General features: G+C 50.4%; 13 protein-coding genes and 1 pseudogene. 7 read left to right on the top strand and 7 right to left on the bottom strand.

Annotation, left to right across the window (positions count from 1 at the left end; all coding sequences use genetic code 11):
* Window positions 1–6: 6 nt before the first annotated feature.
* The 5 genes and pseudogenes from HMPREF9473_RS27950 to HMPREF9473_RS18425 all read right to left on the bottom strand — a co-directional run bounded on the left by HMPREF9473_RS27950 (window position 7) and on the right by HMPREF9473_RS18425 (window position 5,448).
* Window positions 7–258: an alpha/beta fold hydrolase gene (locus tag HMPREF9473_RS27950; RefSeq protein WP_080568883.1), complete on the bottom strand. Its 252-nt coding sequence runs from the start codon at window positions 256–258 to the stop codon at window positions 7–9.
* 7 nt (window positions 259–265) lie between these two features.
* Window positions 266–1,129 carry an alpha/beta fold hydrolase gene (locus HMPREF9473_RS18440; RefSeq protein WP_198138531.1) on the bottom strand — a complete coding sequence of 288 codons (864 nt, stop codon included), beginning with the start codon at window positions 1,127–1,129 and terminating at the stop codon, window positions 266–268.
* Entirely contained in the window at window positions 1,104–1,766 is a 663-nt protein-coding gene (locus HMPREF9473_RS18435) for a TetR/AcrR family transcriptional regulator (RefSeq protein ID WP_006781711.1), read from the bottom strand. Before HMPREF9473_RS18435 ends, HMPREF9473_RS18440 begins: the two co-directional genes overlap by 26 nt.
* A 167-nt stretch (window positions 1,767–1,933) precedes the next feature.
* Entirely contained in the window at window positions 1,934–3,724 is a 1,791-nt protein-coding gene (locus HMPREF9473_RS18430; RefSeq protein ID WP_006781710.1) for an ABC transporter ATP-binding protein, read from the bottom strand.
* Window positions 3,717–5,448, bottom strand: a pseudogene (locus tag HMPREF9473_RS18425) (ABC transporter ATP-binding protein). Before HMPREF9473_RS18425 ends, HMPREF9473_RS18430 begins: the two are co-directional and overlap by 8 nt.
* Before the next feature lie 135 nt (window positions 5,449–5,583).
* On the opposite strand from HMPREF9473_RS18425, the gene HMPREF9473_RS18420 reads away from it, so the two are divergent.
* The 6 genes from HMPREF9473_RS18420 (at window position 5,584) to HMPREF9473_RS18395 (ending at window position 13,707) form a co-directional block, all read left to right on the top strand.
* A complete protein-coding gene (locus HMPREF9473_RS18420; RefSeq protein ID WP_006781707.1) occupies window positions 5,584–6,321 on the top strand; it encodes a MerR family transcriptional regulator in 738 nt (245 codons plus the stop codon).
* Window positions 6,322–6,414: 93 nt separating this feature from the next.
* Entirely contained in the window at window positions 6,415–7,125 is a 711-nt protein-coding gene (locus HMPREF9473_RS18415; RefSeq protein ID WP_006781706.1) for a LytR/AlgR family response regulator transcription factor, read from the top strand.
* A 3-nt stretch (window positions 7,126–7,128) separates the two neighbouring features.
* Window positions 7,129–8,430 carry a sensor histidine kinase gene (locus HMPREF9473_RS18410; protein ID WP_006781705.1) on the top strand — a complete coding sequence of 434 codons (1,302 nt, stop codon included), beginning with the start codon at window positions 7,129–7,131 and terminating at the stop codon, window positions 8,428–8,430.
* 189 nt (window positions 8,431–8,619) lie between these two features.
* Window positions 8,620–10,080 (top strand): family 43 glycosylhydrolase, encoded by a 1,461-nt coding sequence (locus tag HMPREF9473_RS18405; protein ID WP_006781704.1) that lies wholly within the window; start codon window positions 8,620–8,622, stop codon window positions 10,078–10,080.
* A complete protein-coding gene (locus tag HMPREF9473_RS18400) occupies window positions 10,080–13,133 on the top strand; it encodes a glycoside hydrolase family 3 protein (RefSeq protein ID WP_006781703.1) in 3,054 nt (1,017 codons plus the stop codon). Before HMPREF9473_RS18405 ends, HMPREF9473_RS18400 begins: the two co-directional genes overlap by 1 nt.
* The gene (locus HMPREF9473_RS18395; RefSeq protein ID WP_006781702.1) at window positions 13,123–13,707 is read left to right on the top strand and encodes a hypothetical protein; all 585 of its coding nucleotides are present in this window, start codon (window positions 13,123–13,125) and stop codon (window positions 13,705–13,707) included. Before HMPREF9473_RS18400 ends, HMPREF9473_RS18395 begins: the two co-directional genes overlap by 11 nt.
* Window positions 13,708–13,791: 84 nt before the next feature.
* Here HMPREF9473_RS18395 and HMPREF9473_RS18390 read toward each other — a convergent pair whose 3' ends face one another.
* Together HMPREF9473_RS18390 and HMPREF9473_RS18385 are read right to left on the bottom strand one after the other, a co-directional pair.
* Complete coding sequence (locus HMPREF9473_RS18390) at window positions 13,792–14,583, bottom strand: class I SAM-dependent methyltransferase (RefSeq protein WP_006781701.1); 792 nt, start codon at window positions 14,581–14,583, stop codon at window positions 13,792–13,794.
* Window positions 14,584–14,646: 63 nt separating this feature from the next.
* Complete coding sequence (locus HMPREF9473_RS18385) at window positions 14,647–15,234, bottom strand: TetR/AcrR family transcriptional regulator (protein ID WP_006781700.1); 588 nt, start codon at window positions 15,232–15,234, stop codon at window positions 14,647–14,649.
* A gap of 182 nt (window positions 15,235–15,416) precedes the next feature.
* Here HMPREF9473_RS18385 and HMPREF9473_RS18380 point away from each other — a divergent pair, with 182 nt between their 5' ends.
* Window positions 15,417–15,758, top strand: coding sequence for an arsenate reductase family protein (locus tag HMPREF9473_RS18380; RefSeq protein WP_006781699.1), 342 nt, complete (start codon window positions 15,417–15,419; stop codon window positions 15,756–15,758).
* Window positions 15,759–15,775 lie beyond the last annotated feature (17 nt).

The following is a 15,775-nucleotide window of genomic DNA, read 5'->3' as shown; positions in this document are numbered from 1 at the left end:
AGGGAATTACTTTTCCAATGCAATCTCTCGGAAAATCTCAATAAACTTTTCCGGTTCCTCCATATTGGGAGAATGAGCAGAATTAGAGAATGAAAAGTACTCTTTCTCAGGAGCTTCTATGACTTCCAGATATTGTTCAGCAAGAGTTTGAGATACCATGTAATCATAATCACCCTGCATAATATAAAATGGTATCTCAAATTTTGTTGATGAGAGAAACAGGTTATCGTTTAAGACGGCCGGAAACAGATGTACCATGGAATAATCAGCGCCAAGAAACCACTTTATTTTTTCTATCCCATGTGTAACCCTTAAAAACAAAAAGTGATTTTGGAATGTCGGTTGGGGCGAGTCCCCGGTGTAGGTGCCCGATTCCGTATCGATTGAGCATATTCGTCCTGCCTTTTACAAGGTAATCCAATGTTGGAAAACCAGCTGCATCCGGGTCATATTCCTTTAGCTTTTCCATAACACTCCGGTCGTTTATTTCTTCAGCATGGTTTTGTATATAATCATAAGCCAGCCGTTCGGATTCGACCTGATTTGTAACCTGACCGATGCCGATATAGACAAGATAGTTTTCGGGATATTTTTCAATGGTTTTAACACCAAGATATGAGCCCCAGGAGTGTCCAATGAGGTATATTTTATCCTGGTTGAAACGAGATTTAAGATATTCTGTCACCTCGTGCGTATCTTCTACCAGCTGCGCTGTCGTCATCGTTGCGGGGTCTATCGTTTTTGTGTAGGACATACCCGAACCGCGCTGGTCCCAATAGCAAACGGTAAAATACTTTTCAAGGCGGTTTTGCTTTTCCAAGTAGGTTATAAATTGCAGCATGGGTGTTCCAGGGCCGCCGTGCAGGTATAGGATCACAGGGTTTTGAGGATTCTCCCCGCGGATAAACATGCCCTGCCTGATGCCATTGATTTCAACCCAAACTTTTTCGGAAATAGAACCAGGGATTACATTTCCCTGCTCGTCTTTTAGCGGTGGAAGCTTGCCGGGGCTATTGATAAGGATTATCAGCAAACCGATGATAATGACACCAATTAATAAACATAACATCATGACAATGTTCCTCCTTGTGCGAGAAGCCCTCTTAATGCTTCTTTTCATCAGTTCCATGTCTCACCTCCAAAAATCCAATCACAGCCTTGGCTAATGTCTGAAACATGATCGAAATATCCTCTCCTTGTGCCGAACCGGCTGCCACGTTCTGGGCAATACCGTCTATAAAGCTGTTGATAAACAGGATCATGGACTGGACAGGGATTTGTGGGTAGAAAATTCCTTTTTCAATATGATTCAGGACAAATTCTAAAATTTTGTTTTGTGCATAGGCAAGACTTTGCTTAAATTTCAACTGTGGGAATATCGCGGCCCTTTTTTCAACATCGTAGGCATAAAAAACCGTTAATTCAAAACAGGTTTTGCCGCCAACAGATTTTAACAGTTCCTCAATATATTTGCCGATTGCAATGATACATTCGGAAAGGATTTCCGTTTCTGTTCCCTCTGATTGGAGCAGGAGATCGATATTCTGTTCCAATAGATGATAGGTCGTGTTTTTATTGATGTATTCCACAAAGATTTCATCAATACTCCTATAATAATGATAGATGATTCCCTGGCTGAAACCGGCCTTTTTGATAATGTCCCGCATGGTTACGGAGTATAACGGTTTTTCCTTTAATATTTCCCCAGTACATGTTAAGATGTAATTCTTTTTATCTGTCAGGTAATCCTCCGTAACTCTCGGCATATTGGTTCTCCTTTTTTAAATTGACACAGTGTCAATTTAAAGTCTATATCATGAAAGCCATTTTGTCAAGAAAACAGAGAAAGTTTTTCAGGCAGACAAACAGCCCCCGGATATGATGATAATATCAACATACCCAGGGGCTGTTTATTCATTTGATTCCTATCACATTACTCCGCCTGGCTCCACGCAAACTGGGAGTTATACAGCTGCTCATAATACCCCTTCTTCGCCATCAGCCCATCATGCGTCCCCATCTCCTCAATATCCCCATCCTTCAGCACCAGAATCAAATCCGCATTCCGGATGGTGGACAGCCGGTGGGCAATCACAAAGCTGGTGCGGTCCTTTAACACCGTGTACATCGCGCTCTGAAGCATTTTCTCCAATCTGGTATCCACAGAGGATGTGGCCTCGTCCAGTATCATAATCTGCGGGTTTTTGAGAATCGCCCTGGCGATGGTCAGCAGCTGTTTTTCCCCCTGGGAAATGTTGCTGCCTTCCTCATTGATCACCATGTTATACCCCTGGGGAAGCGTCCGGATAAAATGATGCACGTTGGCCATCTTGGCTGCGTCAATTACCTGGTCCTTCCGGGCGTCTAAATTTCCATAGCGGATATTATCATAAATCGTTCCGGAGAACAGCCAGGTATCCTGAAGCACCATGCCAAACATGGAGCGAAGCATTTCCCTGTCCATATCCCGGATATCCACGCCGTCCACGAGAATCCGTCCGCCATTGACATCGTAGAACCGCAGTAACAGATTGATAAGCGTGGTTTTCCCGGCGCCCGTAGGCCCCACGATAGCCACCATCTGCCCCGGCTTCACCGTGACATTGAAATCCCGGATAACCGGTGTGTCATCGTAAGCAAAGCTCACATGCTCAAAGGTAACTTCCCCTTTCGCCGGCGCCAGGAGCGGCACAGGATTTGCCACCGGCTCTTCCTCCGGCTCATCCAGAATCTCCACAATCCGCTTCAGACCCGCAAACGCCGCCTGAATCTGTGCGGACAGCTGGGACACCTGGGACAGCGGATCGTTGACCTGCCAGATATAGCGGATAAACGCCTGCAGATCGCCCACGCTCAAGGTGCCGCCGAGAATCGAAAAGCAGCCAATCACCGCAATGATTCCGATGGAAAGGTAAGTCGTCAGAGAAATCAGCGGGCTCATGAGAGAGGAGAGAAACTGCGCTTTAAATGCATGCTTCTGAAGTCTGCTGTTCACTTCCGCAAACTGCGCCCGCGCCTCCTCCTGCCGTCCAAAGAGCAGAATCTCATTGTAGCCGGTGTACAGCTCCGTGATGGCGCCGTTCATATCCCCCAGGGAATCCTGCTGCGCCTTAAACTGTTTCTGGCTGATTTTCACCACCCCGCGGCTGATGAGAATGCCCATGGGGATAATCAGTACCGCAAAGCAGGCCATAAATGGATTGATGGAAAACATCATCACCAGTGCCATCGTCAAGGTGAGAATCCCGCTGATTACCTGGGAAAAACTCTGCTGCAGCGCGTTTGACACCGCCTCCACGTCGTTGGTGACACGGCTTAACACATCGCCAAAGGTATTGGTGTCAAAATACCGGACCGGAAGCCGGCGTATTTTATTCTGCACTTCATTTCTCAAATCGTGCATGGCATGCTGGATGGAGTTGGTCAGGCAGAAGGCCCCCACAATCTGCGATGCCGTCTTGATCAGGTAGATGACAAGCAGTCCTCCCAAAATGTTCCGGATAACCCCAAAATGAACCTGTGCTCCCGGAATCCCCGCCGCCATCCCGGCCACATCCGATGCCAGCTGGCTGGTGATCATTCCCTCAATTTTCGGTGCGATGGTCATAGCCGCCACGCTGACGATAATCATAAACACCGCTCCAAAAAACTGGAAACGGTAAGGGGCCAGAAACGGTTTTAATTTTCCCAGAGTCTCCCCGATATGTTTTAACTTTTTACGCATGGGCCAATTCCTCCTCACTCAGCTGTGACAGGGCAATCTCACGGTATACCTGACAGGTTTTCAGCAGGTCCCGGTGTGTCCCGGTCCCCACCACCGTGCCCTCATTCAGCACAATAATCTGGTCCGCGTCCATAATGCTGGAAATGCGCTGGGCCACGATCATGACGATGGCATCCGAAGTCTCTTTCTTCAGCTCCCGGCGCAGCTTCGCGTCCGTTTTAAAATCAAGGGCCGAGAAAGAATCGTCAAACACATACACATCCGGCCTTCGCACCAGCGCCCTGGCGATGGACAGACGCTGCCGCTGTCCCCCGGAAACGTTGGTGGCATTTTCCGTAATCGTTTCGTCAAAGCCGCCTTTTTCCATAATAAAATCGTAAGCCTGTGCCGTTTTGGCGGCATGAATCAGCTCCTCCATGTCAGCGTCCTTCCTGCCATACCGCAGATTATCCGCAATCGTGCCGGTAAACAGCATGGCCTTCTGCGGAATAAACCCGATGCAGGAGCGAAGCCGCTCCAAATCATACTCCCGGATATCCGTGCCGTTTATCAGCACATGTCCGGCGCTGACGTCGTAGGCCCGTGGAATCAGGTTAATCAGCGTACTCTTGCCGGAGCCCGTACTTCCGATAAATGCAATCGTCTCCCCGCGTTTCACGGAAAACGAGACATCTTTCAACACCGCCTCCTCGCCGTCCGGGTAGACAAAGGCCACATGGCTAAACTCAATCTCATCAATCCCATCCAGCGGACAGACATCCTTCTTGGGACTGTGAATCAAAGGCTCCGTCTCCAGCACCTTCCGGATACGCCCCGCGCTGACCGCCGCCTTGGGATACATCATAAACACCAGACAGAACAGCATAATGGAAAACATCACATGGAACAGATAGTCCATAAATGCCACCAGGGCCCCAATCTGCAGTGTCCCGCTGTTAATCATCCGGCTGGCAATCCAGTAAATGATCATGCCCGCCAGATTCATCAGCAGAAAGAAAATCGGCTGCGTCACACTCATCAGCTTAAACAGCTTTTTCGAGTACCCCATATAGGAAGAGTTTGCTTCATCAAACCGCTTCTTCTCGTAGGTGTCATTGGTAAACGCCCGGATCACCCGGATACCGCTCAAATTTTCCTTGGAAATGCGGTTGATGGACTCCAGTGACATCTGCTGGTTTTCACTGAGCGGCTTGGAAATCCGGGCCACCAGAACCACCCCGCCCACAATCAGCGGAATGGTAGCCAGGATGACAACGGATAAACTTAAAGACGCCCTCAATACCAGAAAAATGACTTCCGGCCATCATGACCGGAGTCATGAGAGCGGTCCGCAGCAGGATGTTTAAAAACATCTGAATCTGAAACGCGTCATTGCCGGTTCTGGTAATCAGGGAGGCGGTGCCGAAGCTGTGGAATTCGCTGTGGGAGAATTCCTGGGTCCTCTGAAAGATATCGTTCCGGATATCTCTGGTCACCGACGTGGACAGGTATGCGCAGCAATAGCCCAGCAAAATGGTGCCGCCCGCTCCGGCCACGGAGATGACGGCAATCACAAGCCCCATGCGCCAGATATAGGCGCTGTCCCCACGGCTCACGCCGTTGTCAATCATTTTCGCCACAATGGTGGGAATCCCCAGCTCTACCAGGGCAAAGCCGAAGACGGAAACCACATTGAGCAGGAACATTTTTTTGTAGTTTTTCAAATAACGGATGATCAGTTTCATGAAACATTCCTCCCGCCTGAAACGTTGTAACCGTTTTGTTTTTCAGGCTATCTTGACATTTTACTCTTGACAAAACTGTCGTGTCATCCTAGCATAAACTATAAGGTTACCTTATAGTCAAGAGGAAGATGAAAAATGCAGGAAAAATATTTTACAACTGGAACATTTGCAAAGATCTGCCATGTGGAAAAGCATGTGCTGCTTCATTATGAAAAGATAGGGTTATTTCGGCCGGCCATCCAGATGGAGAACGGCTACCGCTATTACTCCATTCACCAGTACGATACCTTCATCGTGATACGGACCCTGAAAAATCTGGGGATGTCGCTGAATGATATCAAGATTTATCTGGAAAAGCGGAATCCGGAGCTGTTTTTGAAGCTGATGGATGAGAAGTACGAGGACGCCCAGCAGGAAATCCGCAGGCTGGAGTCCATGAAGGAGATGATTCGGAGGCTGAAGGAGGAGACGAACCAGGCGCTGCTAAGCCCCCGCGAGATTCAGCTGGTGGAGATGCCCGGAGAATCCCTGCTGCTCTCGGAGGATTTGGAGGGGAAGACCAGCGACAGCTTTGCGGCCTTTATGGAGGCCTACATTTGCTTCTCCGGCGGAGACCCGTCCAACATCCCGGAATTTGTGGGAAATATGATTACGGTGGAGAATATCAGGAGCGGAAACTACCTAAGCTATTCCTATTTCTTCACACCGGTGAAAAAGAAAAGGGAAAAAACGGCGAGCGCAAAAAGGGAACCTACCTCTGCGCCTACCACCGCGGCATGTACCAGGACATCGGCAAGACCTACCAGACCATGCTGGACTATGCCAGCCGCCACCGCCTGGAGCTGGGAACCTATGCATATGAAGACTACATGATAGCCGACATCGCCCAGAAAGACCCGGCGGGGTATATTACCAGGATATTGATAGAGGTGGTTGATGACAGAATCGATGAGGAGAGGATAGAACATGTATAAGATAGCAATAGTAGAGGACGAGCCGGAGTACCAGAGCCAGCTCAAGCGCTATATTCAGGCGTATGAGAAGGAGCATGAGGACTGTTTTGATGTCCATGTTTTTTCCGACGGGCTGGATATTCTGGACAATTATACGGCGGATTATGATATTATTTTTATGGATATCCAGATGAAGCATTTGGACGGGATGAAGACCGCGCAGAGTATCCGGGAGATGGATGGCAATGTGATTTTGATTTTTATCACCAATATGGCGCAGTTTGCCATTCAGGGATATGCGGTGGACGCCCTGGACTACGTGTTAAAGCCGGTGTCCGAGTTCGCATTTGCCCAGCAGTTGGGGAAGGCGGTTCGGAAATTGAAAATGAGGAACCACGATACCCTGACCATTATCCAGGGTGGAAATATGATAAGACTTCCCATCTCGCAAATCAGCTACGTGGAGAGCCAGGGGCACAATATCATGATTCACTCGGAGCGGGGAGTTTACACCATTCGAAGCACCATGAAGGAGATGGGAAGCAAGCTGGAGAACCAGCATTTTTCCAGATGCAACAACTGTTTTCTGGTGAATCTCCAGCATGTGGAGCAGATAGAGCAGAACCGGGTCATCGTGGCGGGCGAGGAACTGCAGATCAGCAGGCCCCGCAAGAAAGCATTTATGGAAGCCCTGACGGACTACGTGGGCGGGGAGAGAGGATAGCGCATGCAGGACATACCAAAGCTGTATACGGCGCTGGCCGAGTGGCTGGCGTGTCTGGTATACATTCTTCTGTTGAAAAAACGGTTTGATAAGTACAGGACGGCCGGCATCCTGGCGGCGGCCCTACCGCTGCTCTGCATCCTCCAATACTACATCGGCGTCCTTCCGGTGACCTTCTGGATCCCCCTGATGATTGTGGCGATGCTGTTCATGTACGGCCTGATTCTGCTGTGCTGCCGCGTCACCTGCACCGGGGCGGCTTTCTGCTTCTCATTGGCATTTATCACGGCGGAGTTCGTGGCGTCGCTGGAGTGGCAGCTCTACTCCTTTTTCGCGACCAGGGGATGGAATTCCTGGCAGGTGCGGCTGGCGTTTCTGGTGTTCTTTTTCGGCTGTCTTTTTGCAGTCATTTATATCATAGAAAAGAAATATCTCTCCAAGGAAAAACGCCTCACCGTCAGCGTGCGGAGCGCCGGTGGTTTTCTGCTGTCGGCCATCGCAGTATTTCTGATGAGCAACGTCAGCTATGTGTACTCCAACACCCCCTTCAGCGGCACCGGTGGAAACGAGGTGTTTTACATTCGGACCCTGGTGGATTTTGCAGGACTCATTCTGCTTATCGCCCAGCAGGACCGTCTGCGGGAAATCCAGCTGGAGAAGGAACTGGCGGCCACCAACACCATTTTGCTCCGGCAGTACGAACAGTACCAGCAGTCCAAGGAAAGCATTGAGCTGGTCAACCAGAAATATCACGATTTGAAGCACCAGATAGCGGTGATTCGCGCGGAGCAGGACGAGGAGAAGCGGAATACCTATCTGGAGGAAATGGAGTCCGGCATCCACATGTACGAGGCCCAGAATAAGACCGGCAATTCGGTGCTGGATACCATCCTGACGGGGAAAAACATGTACTGCGTGCAGCACAACATCAATTTCACCTGCGTGGCGGACGGCTCCCTCATTGATTTTATGGATACCATGGACATCTGTACCATATTTGGAAATGCTTTAGACAACGCAATTGAGAGCGTGGAGAAAATCGAGGACGCCGGGAAACGGATTATCAAGACGGCCGTGTTTGCGCAGAATGGGTTTCTGATGATCCGGTTTGAGAATTACTTTGAATCAAAGATAAATATGAAGGATTCCTTCCCAGTCACCACGAAAAAGAATCAGGAGTATCACGGCTTTGGGCTGAAAAGCATCAAGAAGATTACGGAAAAATATGGAGGAACCATAACGATACACGCGGAAGACCAGTGGTTCACCCTGCGGATACTGATTCCCATGGCGGGAAAACAATAAAGATTTATCAATAAAACCTCTGTACGGATGCGGAACAGCAGTTCCCCAAACCCCCTCCGATACAGAGGTTTTTTGAACTATTCCAGTGCAGAATTTGACTGGAAAAAAACAGGTTATGACAAAAATGATAAAAAACAGATGGTTTGTGATAGATTATGGCTATCAGAAAAATGAAGGGAGGTGCAGAGTGTGAAAAAGCAGGCGTTTAACCCCTATTTGCCAGGGTATGAGTATATTCCGGACGGCGAGCCCCATGTGTTTGACGGCCGCGTTTACGTGTACGGCTCCCACGACCGTTTTCAGGCGGGGATGTTCTGTTTAAATGATTACGTGTGCTGGTCGGCGCCGGTGGACGATTTAGGTAACTGGAGATATGAGGGCGTTATTTACCACAAAAACCAGGACCCGAAAAATAAACTAGGCCTGCACATTTTGTTTGCACCGGATGTGGCGAGAGGGGCGGACGGCCGTTACTATCTCTATTACGCGTTTGATTTTATGGGGGTGATGGGAGTAGCGGTGTGCGATACCCCGGCGGGAGAGTACCGGTTCCTGGGCCATGTGAAGTACAGGGACGGCGTCATCTGGGGCAGAAAATCAGGGGACAGTTTCCCGTTTGATCCGGGAGTCCTGGTGGATGACGACGGGAGAGTGTATCTTTATTCCGGTTTCTACAAGCCGGTTCCTGGAATTGTCACCGGCGGAAAGCAGCTGAAGTTCGAGGGCGGCTATGTGCTGGAACTGGAGAGCGACATGGTGACCATCAAGACACCGGCGAAGCTGCTGTTTCCAAAGAAAGGGCCGGGAGCATTTCCGGGACATGAATTTTTTGAGGCCAGCTCCATCCGGAAGTACGAGGGGAAATACTATTTTGTCTACTCCTCCAAATGCAACCACGAGCTGTGCTATGCCGTCAGCGACAGGCCGGACGGCGGATTCACCTACGGCGGAGTGCTGGTAAGCAACTGTGACGTGGGGGTGAACGGCATTACCGATGAGAGCCATGCCGCTAACTATGCCGGAAATAACCACGGCGGAATGCTGTGTCTGAATGGCCAGTACTATATCTTTTACCACAGACACACATGCAGAACGTCATACAGCCGGCAGACCTGTGCGGAACCGCTTCGGCGGAATGCGGACGGAAGTTTCCAACAGGCGGAAATGACCAGCTGTGGGCTGAATGGCGCCCCCCTCCGGGGGAAAGGACGCTACGAGGCCAGGATTGCCTGCAATCTGTGGTGTGATAAGGGAACCGGGCGGTACGATGTGAAGCATTCAAAGAAACGGTATGCCCATCACCCGTATTTCACCCAGAGTGAGAAGGATGGCAGCACCACCGCCGTTCAGTACATTGCCAATATGGGCAGCGGCGCGGTGGCGGGCTTTAAGTATTTTGCAATGGAGGATGTCAAATCCATTCATCTGGAGGTGAAGGGCACGGCATCCGGGAACATGCTGGCGGCACGGGACAAGGAATTCACGGATATATTGGCGGAGATTCCGGTCCAGTTGCTGGCAGGCCAGCGAAAAGTATGTTCAGGAAATGTGAGAGTTAAGAACGGAGTATTTCCCCTCTATTTTAAATATGTGGGGGAGGGAACCATTGATTTTATCGCGTTTACATTAGAAACGGAGGAGAATGGGTAATGGAAAAGAAAGACAGGAAATGGCTGAAGCCGCTCATCATCTGCGTGGTGATACTGGCGGTTATCGGTCTGGCATATAAGGCTCTGATGAGCTATCTTGCAAGCCGGTCGGTCGTGTTGACCACCGGGGATATTCTGGCTACACTTAGCACCTTATCAACGTATTTGACTGTGCTGGGAATCATCCTTGCGGCGGCCATTATTGTGAGCATCGCAGTATTTAAGATGAAAAAACCGTTGAAGTCCATCATCCGCTGGCAGGCGCTTGTCGTGTCGGTTTTGTCAGTTACGGTTGTGGTAAATATGGTCTGCATGGGACCGGAATACGCGCTGATTAACAATGCTTTAGGAGAGCAGTATTTCCTTACCGAGGATACGATTTCGGCGTCCGAGAAACTGGTGGAGGAAATCGCGGAAGAGGGAATGGTGCTTTTGAAAAATGAGGGAGGCGCGCTTCCGCTGGCTGACACCACGAAGCTGAATGTGTTTGGCTGGTCCTCCACCAACCCGGTCTACGGCGGCACCGGCTCCGGTTCTGTGGATGTGACCACCTGTGTGACCCTGCTTCAGGGCTTGAAAAATGCAGGATTTGAGCCAAACGAGGCCCTCTCGGATTTCTACACGGGATACCGCGGCGACAGACCCCAGGTCGGCATGGGCGGCCAGGACTGGACCATACCGGAGCCTACAATGGAGGAGTATGATAATGCCGGCATTTTTGAACAGGCGAAAGAGTATTCGGACACGGCGGTGATTGTCATTGCCAGAACCGGCGGTGAGAACACGGACCTTCCCACCAGCATTACCGATGAAGATACATACAAGGAGACCGGCGGCTGGGCGGGAGCAAGCGGAGTCCGCTACACCACCAACCCGGATGATGTGGCCCCGGAGAAATCCCTTCTGGAACTGAGCAACCGGGAGCAGGCCATGGTGGAGCGGGTGACCAGTGAGTTTGACAACGTGATTGTGGTCGTGAACTCCTCAAACGCCATGGAGCTTGGCTGGCTGGAGCAGTACGATTCCATCAAGGGCGCCGTCTGGTGCGCTGGCCCTGGGCAGACCGGATTTAACGCTTTGGGAAGAATTTTAAACGGCACGGTGAATCCGTCCGGCAGACTGGTGGATACCTTTGTCTATGATTTGCACGCCATTCCGGCCATCAACTATGTGGCGGATTTACAGTATGACAACACCCACGACATGGTAAACGCGTCACCGGATGGATGGCTGAACGCAACGTTTACCAACTATGCGGAAAGCATTTACGTGGGATATAAGTATTATGAGACAGCGGCGGCAGAAGGGGCGATTGACTATGACAAGGTGGTGCAGTTCCCATTCGGATACGGGCTTTCTTACACCAGCTTTGAGCAGTCCATCACGGACTTGAAGGACGACGGAAACCAAATTACCGTGACGGTGGAGGTGAAGAACACCGGCAGTACGGCGGGCAAAGACGCGGTGGAGGTCTATATGACGCCTCCCTACACCAACGGAGGCATTGAGAAGGCGGAGGTGAACCTGATTCAGTACGCCAAGACCGGAATGATAGAGCCGGGGGCGTCGGAGACGGTCAGCGTCAGCTTTGCGAAGGAGGATATGGCGTCCTATGATTACAGTGGAATCAAGGCCAAGGGCGGCGCGTATGTGCTGGAGGCAGGGACTTATGATATCACGGCCCGCTCCGATTCCCACACCGTGCTGGATTCCAGAAGCGTGACGGTTGAGAAGGATATCATTTACAATGAGGAGCATGACGGAGGCCGTTCCAGCGATAAGATTGTGGCGGAAAACCGGTTTGATTATGCGCTGGGAGATGTGACATACTTAAGCCGTGCCAACCATTTCGCCAATTATAAGGAGGCGATGGCGGCGCCGACGAATTTCAGCATGAGTGACGAGGTGAAGGAAGGCTTCTACTGCCAGGCCACCTATGACGCGTCCCTTACGGATGACGCAAATGCGGTCATGCCGGTGACTGGGGCGAAAAACGGCCTGAACTTCCGGGAAATGACAGGCGTGCCCTACGAGGATGAAACATGGAACAAGCTGCTTGACCAGTTGACGGTCAGCGAGATGAACGCGCTGATTGCCACTGGCGGATATGCCATTGCCAAAGCGGACTCCATCGGACTTCCGGCGTTTGTGGAGTGTGACGGGCCGGCGGCAATCAAGAACAACTATACGGGCCAGTCAGGAACTGCTTTCCCGGCGGCGACCATGATTGCGGCCACCTGGAGCCAGGAGCTGGCGGAAAAGCGCGGTGAGATGATGGGACGGCAGTGCCAGGACATGAACGTGGTTGGATGGTATGGACCGGCCATGAACATTCACCGGACTCCATTTTCAGGGAGAAACTTTGAGTATTACTCGGAGGACGGCGTTCTTTCAGGATATATGGGCGCGTCTGAAATCATTGGGGCCAGAAAATATGGCGTGCAGACGTACATGAAGCATTTTGCATTGAATGACAGTGAGATAAACCGGACCAAGATGCTCTGCACCTGGACCAATGAGCAGGCCATGCGTGAAATTTATTTAAAACCATTTGAGATGTCCACAAAGATGGGCCAGACCACGGCGGCCATGACTTCCTTCAATTATATCGGCAATGTGTGGGCGGGGGCGAACTCCGACCTGTTGCAGACGGTTCTGCGTGATGAGTGGGGATTTGAGGGAGTGACGGTCAGCGACTGGTTCAGCGGGAATAAGGATGGTTATATGCTGGCGGATTCCGCCATCCGTGTCGGCGGCGACAAGATGCTCTCTTCCCAGGGCGACCCGAAAGCCTATGTGAGCAATACGGACAGTCCGGCGACAGTGACCGCTATGAGAAACGCGGCACACAATATTCTGTACAGCGCGGCAAATTCCAACGCCATCGATGAGCGGAACTTCCAGACACCTGGCTGGGTGAAAGCCTTTATCACGGTTGATGTGGCAGTGGGAATTCTGCTGGCATTGCTGGAGGTGTACGCGGTGATGCAGTTTATAAAGAAGAAAAAAGAAGAGAACGAGACGGTAAAGGTAGAGACAGTCCATGAGCAGTAATAAAATCGTGAGATCGTGGAAGGCGTTTGAGCAGAAGCATCACGCCATCGCGCAATTCCTGGTGTTCTTCGTGGTCTGCAACGGCGTGACGGTTCTCCAGATGATCCTGATGCCGGTGTTAAAATGGATGTTTGGATTTACGGATATGGTGAACACGAATTTCCAGTGGCTTTCGGTGGGAACGAATCTGAACGGGACTCCCTACTATGTATTTGATTATGCTGCCGGGGCGATTGCCTCCGGCGGCGGAGGGGGCCTGGCGTATTTCCTGGCAGTGGAGATAACGATGGCTATTGCGCAGGTGATTAATTTCATAACCCAGCGGAAGGTGACATTCAAGGCGGAGGGCAGTGTGTGGAAGGCGGCGGGATGGTACGTGCTGGCCTACATCGTCATTACCGTCGGTGCGGCGGCCCTGCAGGGATTATACAAGGCGCCGATTTATGGCTGGTTGATGGGAAAACTGGGAGAGGGCGCCGGAACGACCGTGGCGGACGTGATTACGATGCTGATCAACTGCGCCATATCCTTCTGGGTGTTCTTCCCGCTGATGAAGTGGATTTTTAAAAAATGAGAGAGACGGCCCTGGGCCTGTGATGGAAGTGATATCATGGGGCTGGGGCCGTCTTTTTTTGTGCGTGTGTGCGGAAATTTATGGTTATTTTCTGAAAATGTCCAGGGAATGGCTGGTAATGCCTAGCATATCTTCCCGCTCACAGGTGGCGAAGTGGTAGGTTAAGTATAAGTTAAAAGTATGGTCGTCCATGGCATCCACGGCTTCCCGCATAAATAAAGCACAGCCATCCGACGCGATGTAATGCAGCCGTGTCACGGGGAATACGGACATTAAATCATCAATGTCTTCCTTGCGGACGAGTTCAAATAAATCTTTGGGCTGGGAGGTGGCGGCAAAGGTCTGAGGGTCAAGCAGGCCGTTTTCTATATATTCTGCCACGTTGATATTGCCGCGTTTAAAACCTTCGTCGAGGAGACAGCCGTCGGATATCACATAGGCGGCAAAGATAACTCCACCCGGTTTGGTTACACGGATGGCTTCTCCCAGAGCCTGCCGTTTTTCCTCCTGGGTGTAAAGGTGGTAGAGTGGGCCGAGGAGCAGCGTGATGTCGTAGTGGCTGTCAGGGAAGGTGGATAAATCCATGGCATTGTCCTGGGTGATTGTGACGGACTCGCCGGCCTGGGTATGCTGTTGAAAAATCTCAATATTGTGTTCCACCAGTTCCACGGCGTCTACGTGATAGCCCTGGCGGGCCAGCGCGTGGGAATAGCGGCCGGTACCGGCGCCGATTTCGAGAATTCGGTCGCCGGGGGTGATGTATTTTTCGATATAGCGCATGGTGGTAAGGAATTCTACGCTTCCATGCTTTCGCAGCAGTCGGCTGTCTTCATCGTAGTGATTGTAGAAGTCGGTTAAATATGAGCTGGGTTTCATGTGATATTTCCTTTCTGTTGGCAGTGTGTGTCTGCGGTGGCATTTGTCTGTGGACTGGAATGGTTAAAGTGATAGATCCCAGTCTGGTTTTTCCTGTTTGATAAAAGCTGTCAAGGTATTCTGCACCATGGCTTCTGCACCAGCCCTGTTTAAAGTAAATTTTTTCGTCGCGGCCAGGACGGCAATGCCGTGGGTGTAGAGGAATAAGTCTAAAAAGATGACCTTGGCGCGTTCCAATTCGATGTCGATGGTTTCTGAAAACGCTTTGGCGCGTTTTTCATTGTCTATCTCGCGGTAGAAGTCTCCCGCCTCAGTCATGTTCAAATCCATGTCGTGGATGAATAACAGTTTGAACAGATGAGTTTCCTCCTGGGCGAATGCGATGTAGGAGAGTGGGAGGAGGAGATAGGGACTGACGTCTTCCGAATGGCCATAATTCGTGACGAATTGCTCATAGTATTCGTAGGCGAATGAGAGAAAGTCAATTTTCAATTCCTCCATGTTTTGGTAACAGGTGAAAATTGGGCGGGTGGAGCATTGCAGGTGGTTTGCGATGCTTCTTGCATTGACCGTATCGAAACCTGTGGTCTGTGTGATTTTAAGGACGGTTTGGAGAATCATTTCTTTCGTTATCTTGGCTTTTGGTGGCATGTATGGGTTACCTCCAGATTGAAATGTTGTTGGATTACATATGTTGTGTAACAATTGTTGCATATTGGCGGGGATATGTCAAGAGGAGAAATTTATTTCAAACTGGAGATTGTCCTGTGAATGTGATAAAATTATCAGAAATTATGAATACAAATATAGAAGGAAACAGGGAGGTTTCATGGATGAATATACAGATTTTTGGCAAAAAGAAATGTTTTGACACGAAAAAGGCGGAGCGTTATTTTAAAGAGCGGAATATCAAATACCAGCTGATTGATTTGAAGGAAAAGGGCATGAGCAAGGGGGAGTTCGCCAGTGTGAAACAGGCGGTTGGCGGCCTGGAGGTTATGCTGGATGAAAAATGTAAGGATCAAGATGCGCTATCACTGATTCAATATCTTGCTGCCGAAGATAAAGATGAGAAGGTGCTGGAGAACCAGCATGTCTTGAAAACCCCGATTGTCCGGAACGGAAAGAAGGCCACGGTGGGGTATCGGCCGGATGTGTGGAAGGGATGGGAGTGAGATGATTTAGAAACTCC

This window comes from Hungatella hathewayi WAL-18680 (assembly GCF_000235505.1).
GTDB classification, from domain to species: Bacteria; Bacillota; Clostridia; order Lachnospirales; family Lachnospiraceae; genus Hungatella_A; species Hungatella_A hathewayi_A.
Note: the sequence above shows the minus strand (reverse complement) of the source record. Positions and strands in the feature narration are given on the sequence as shown.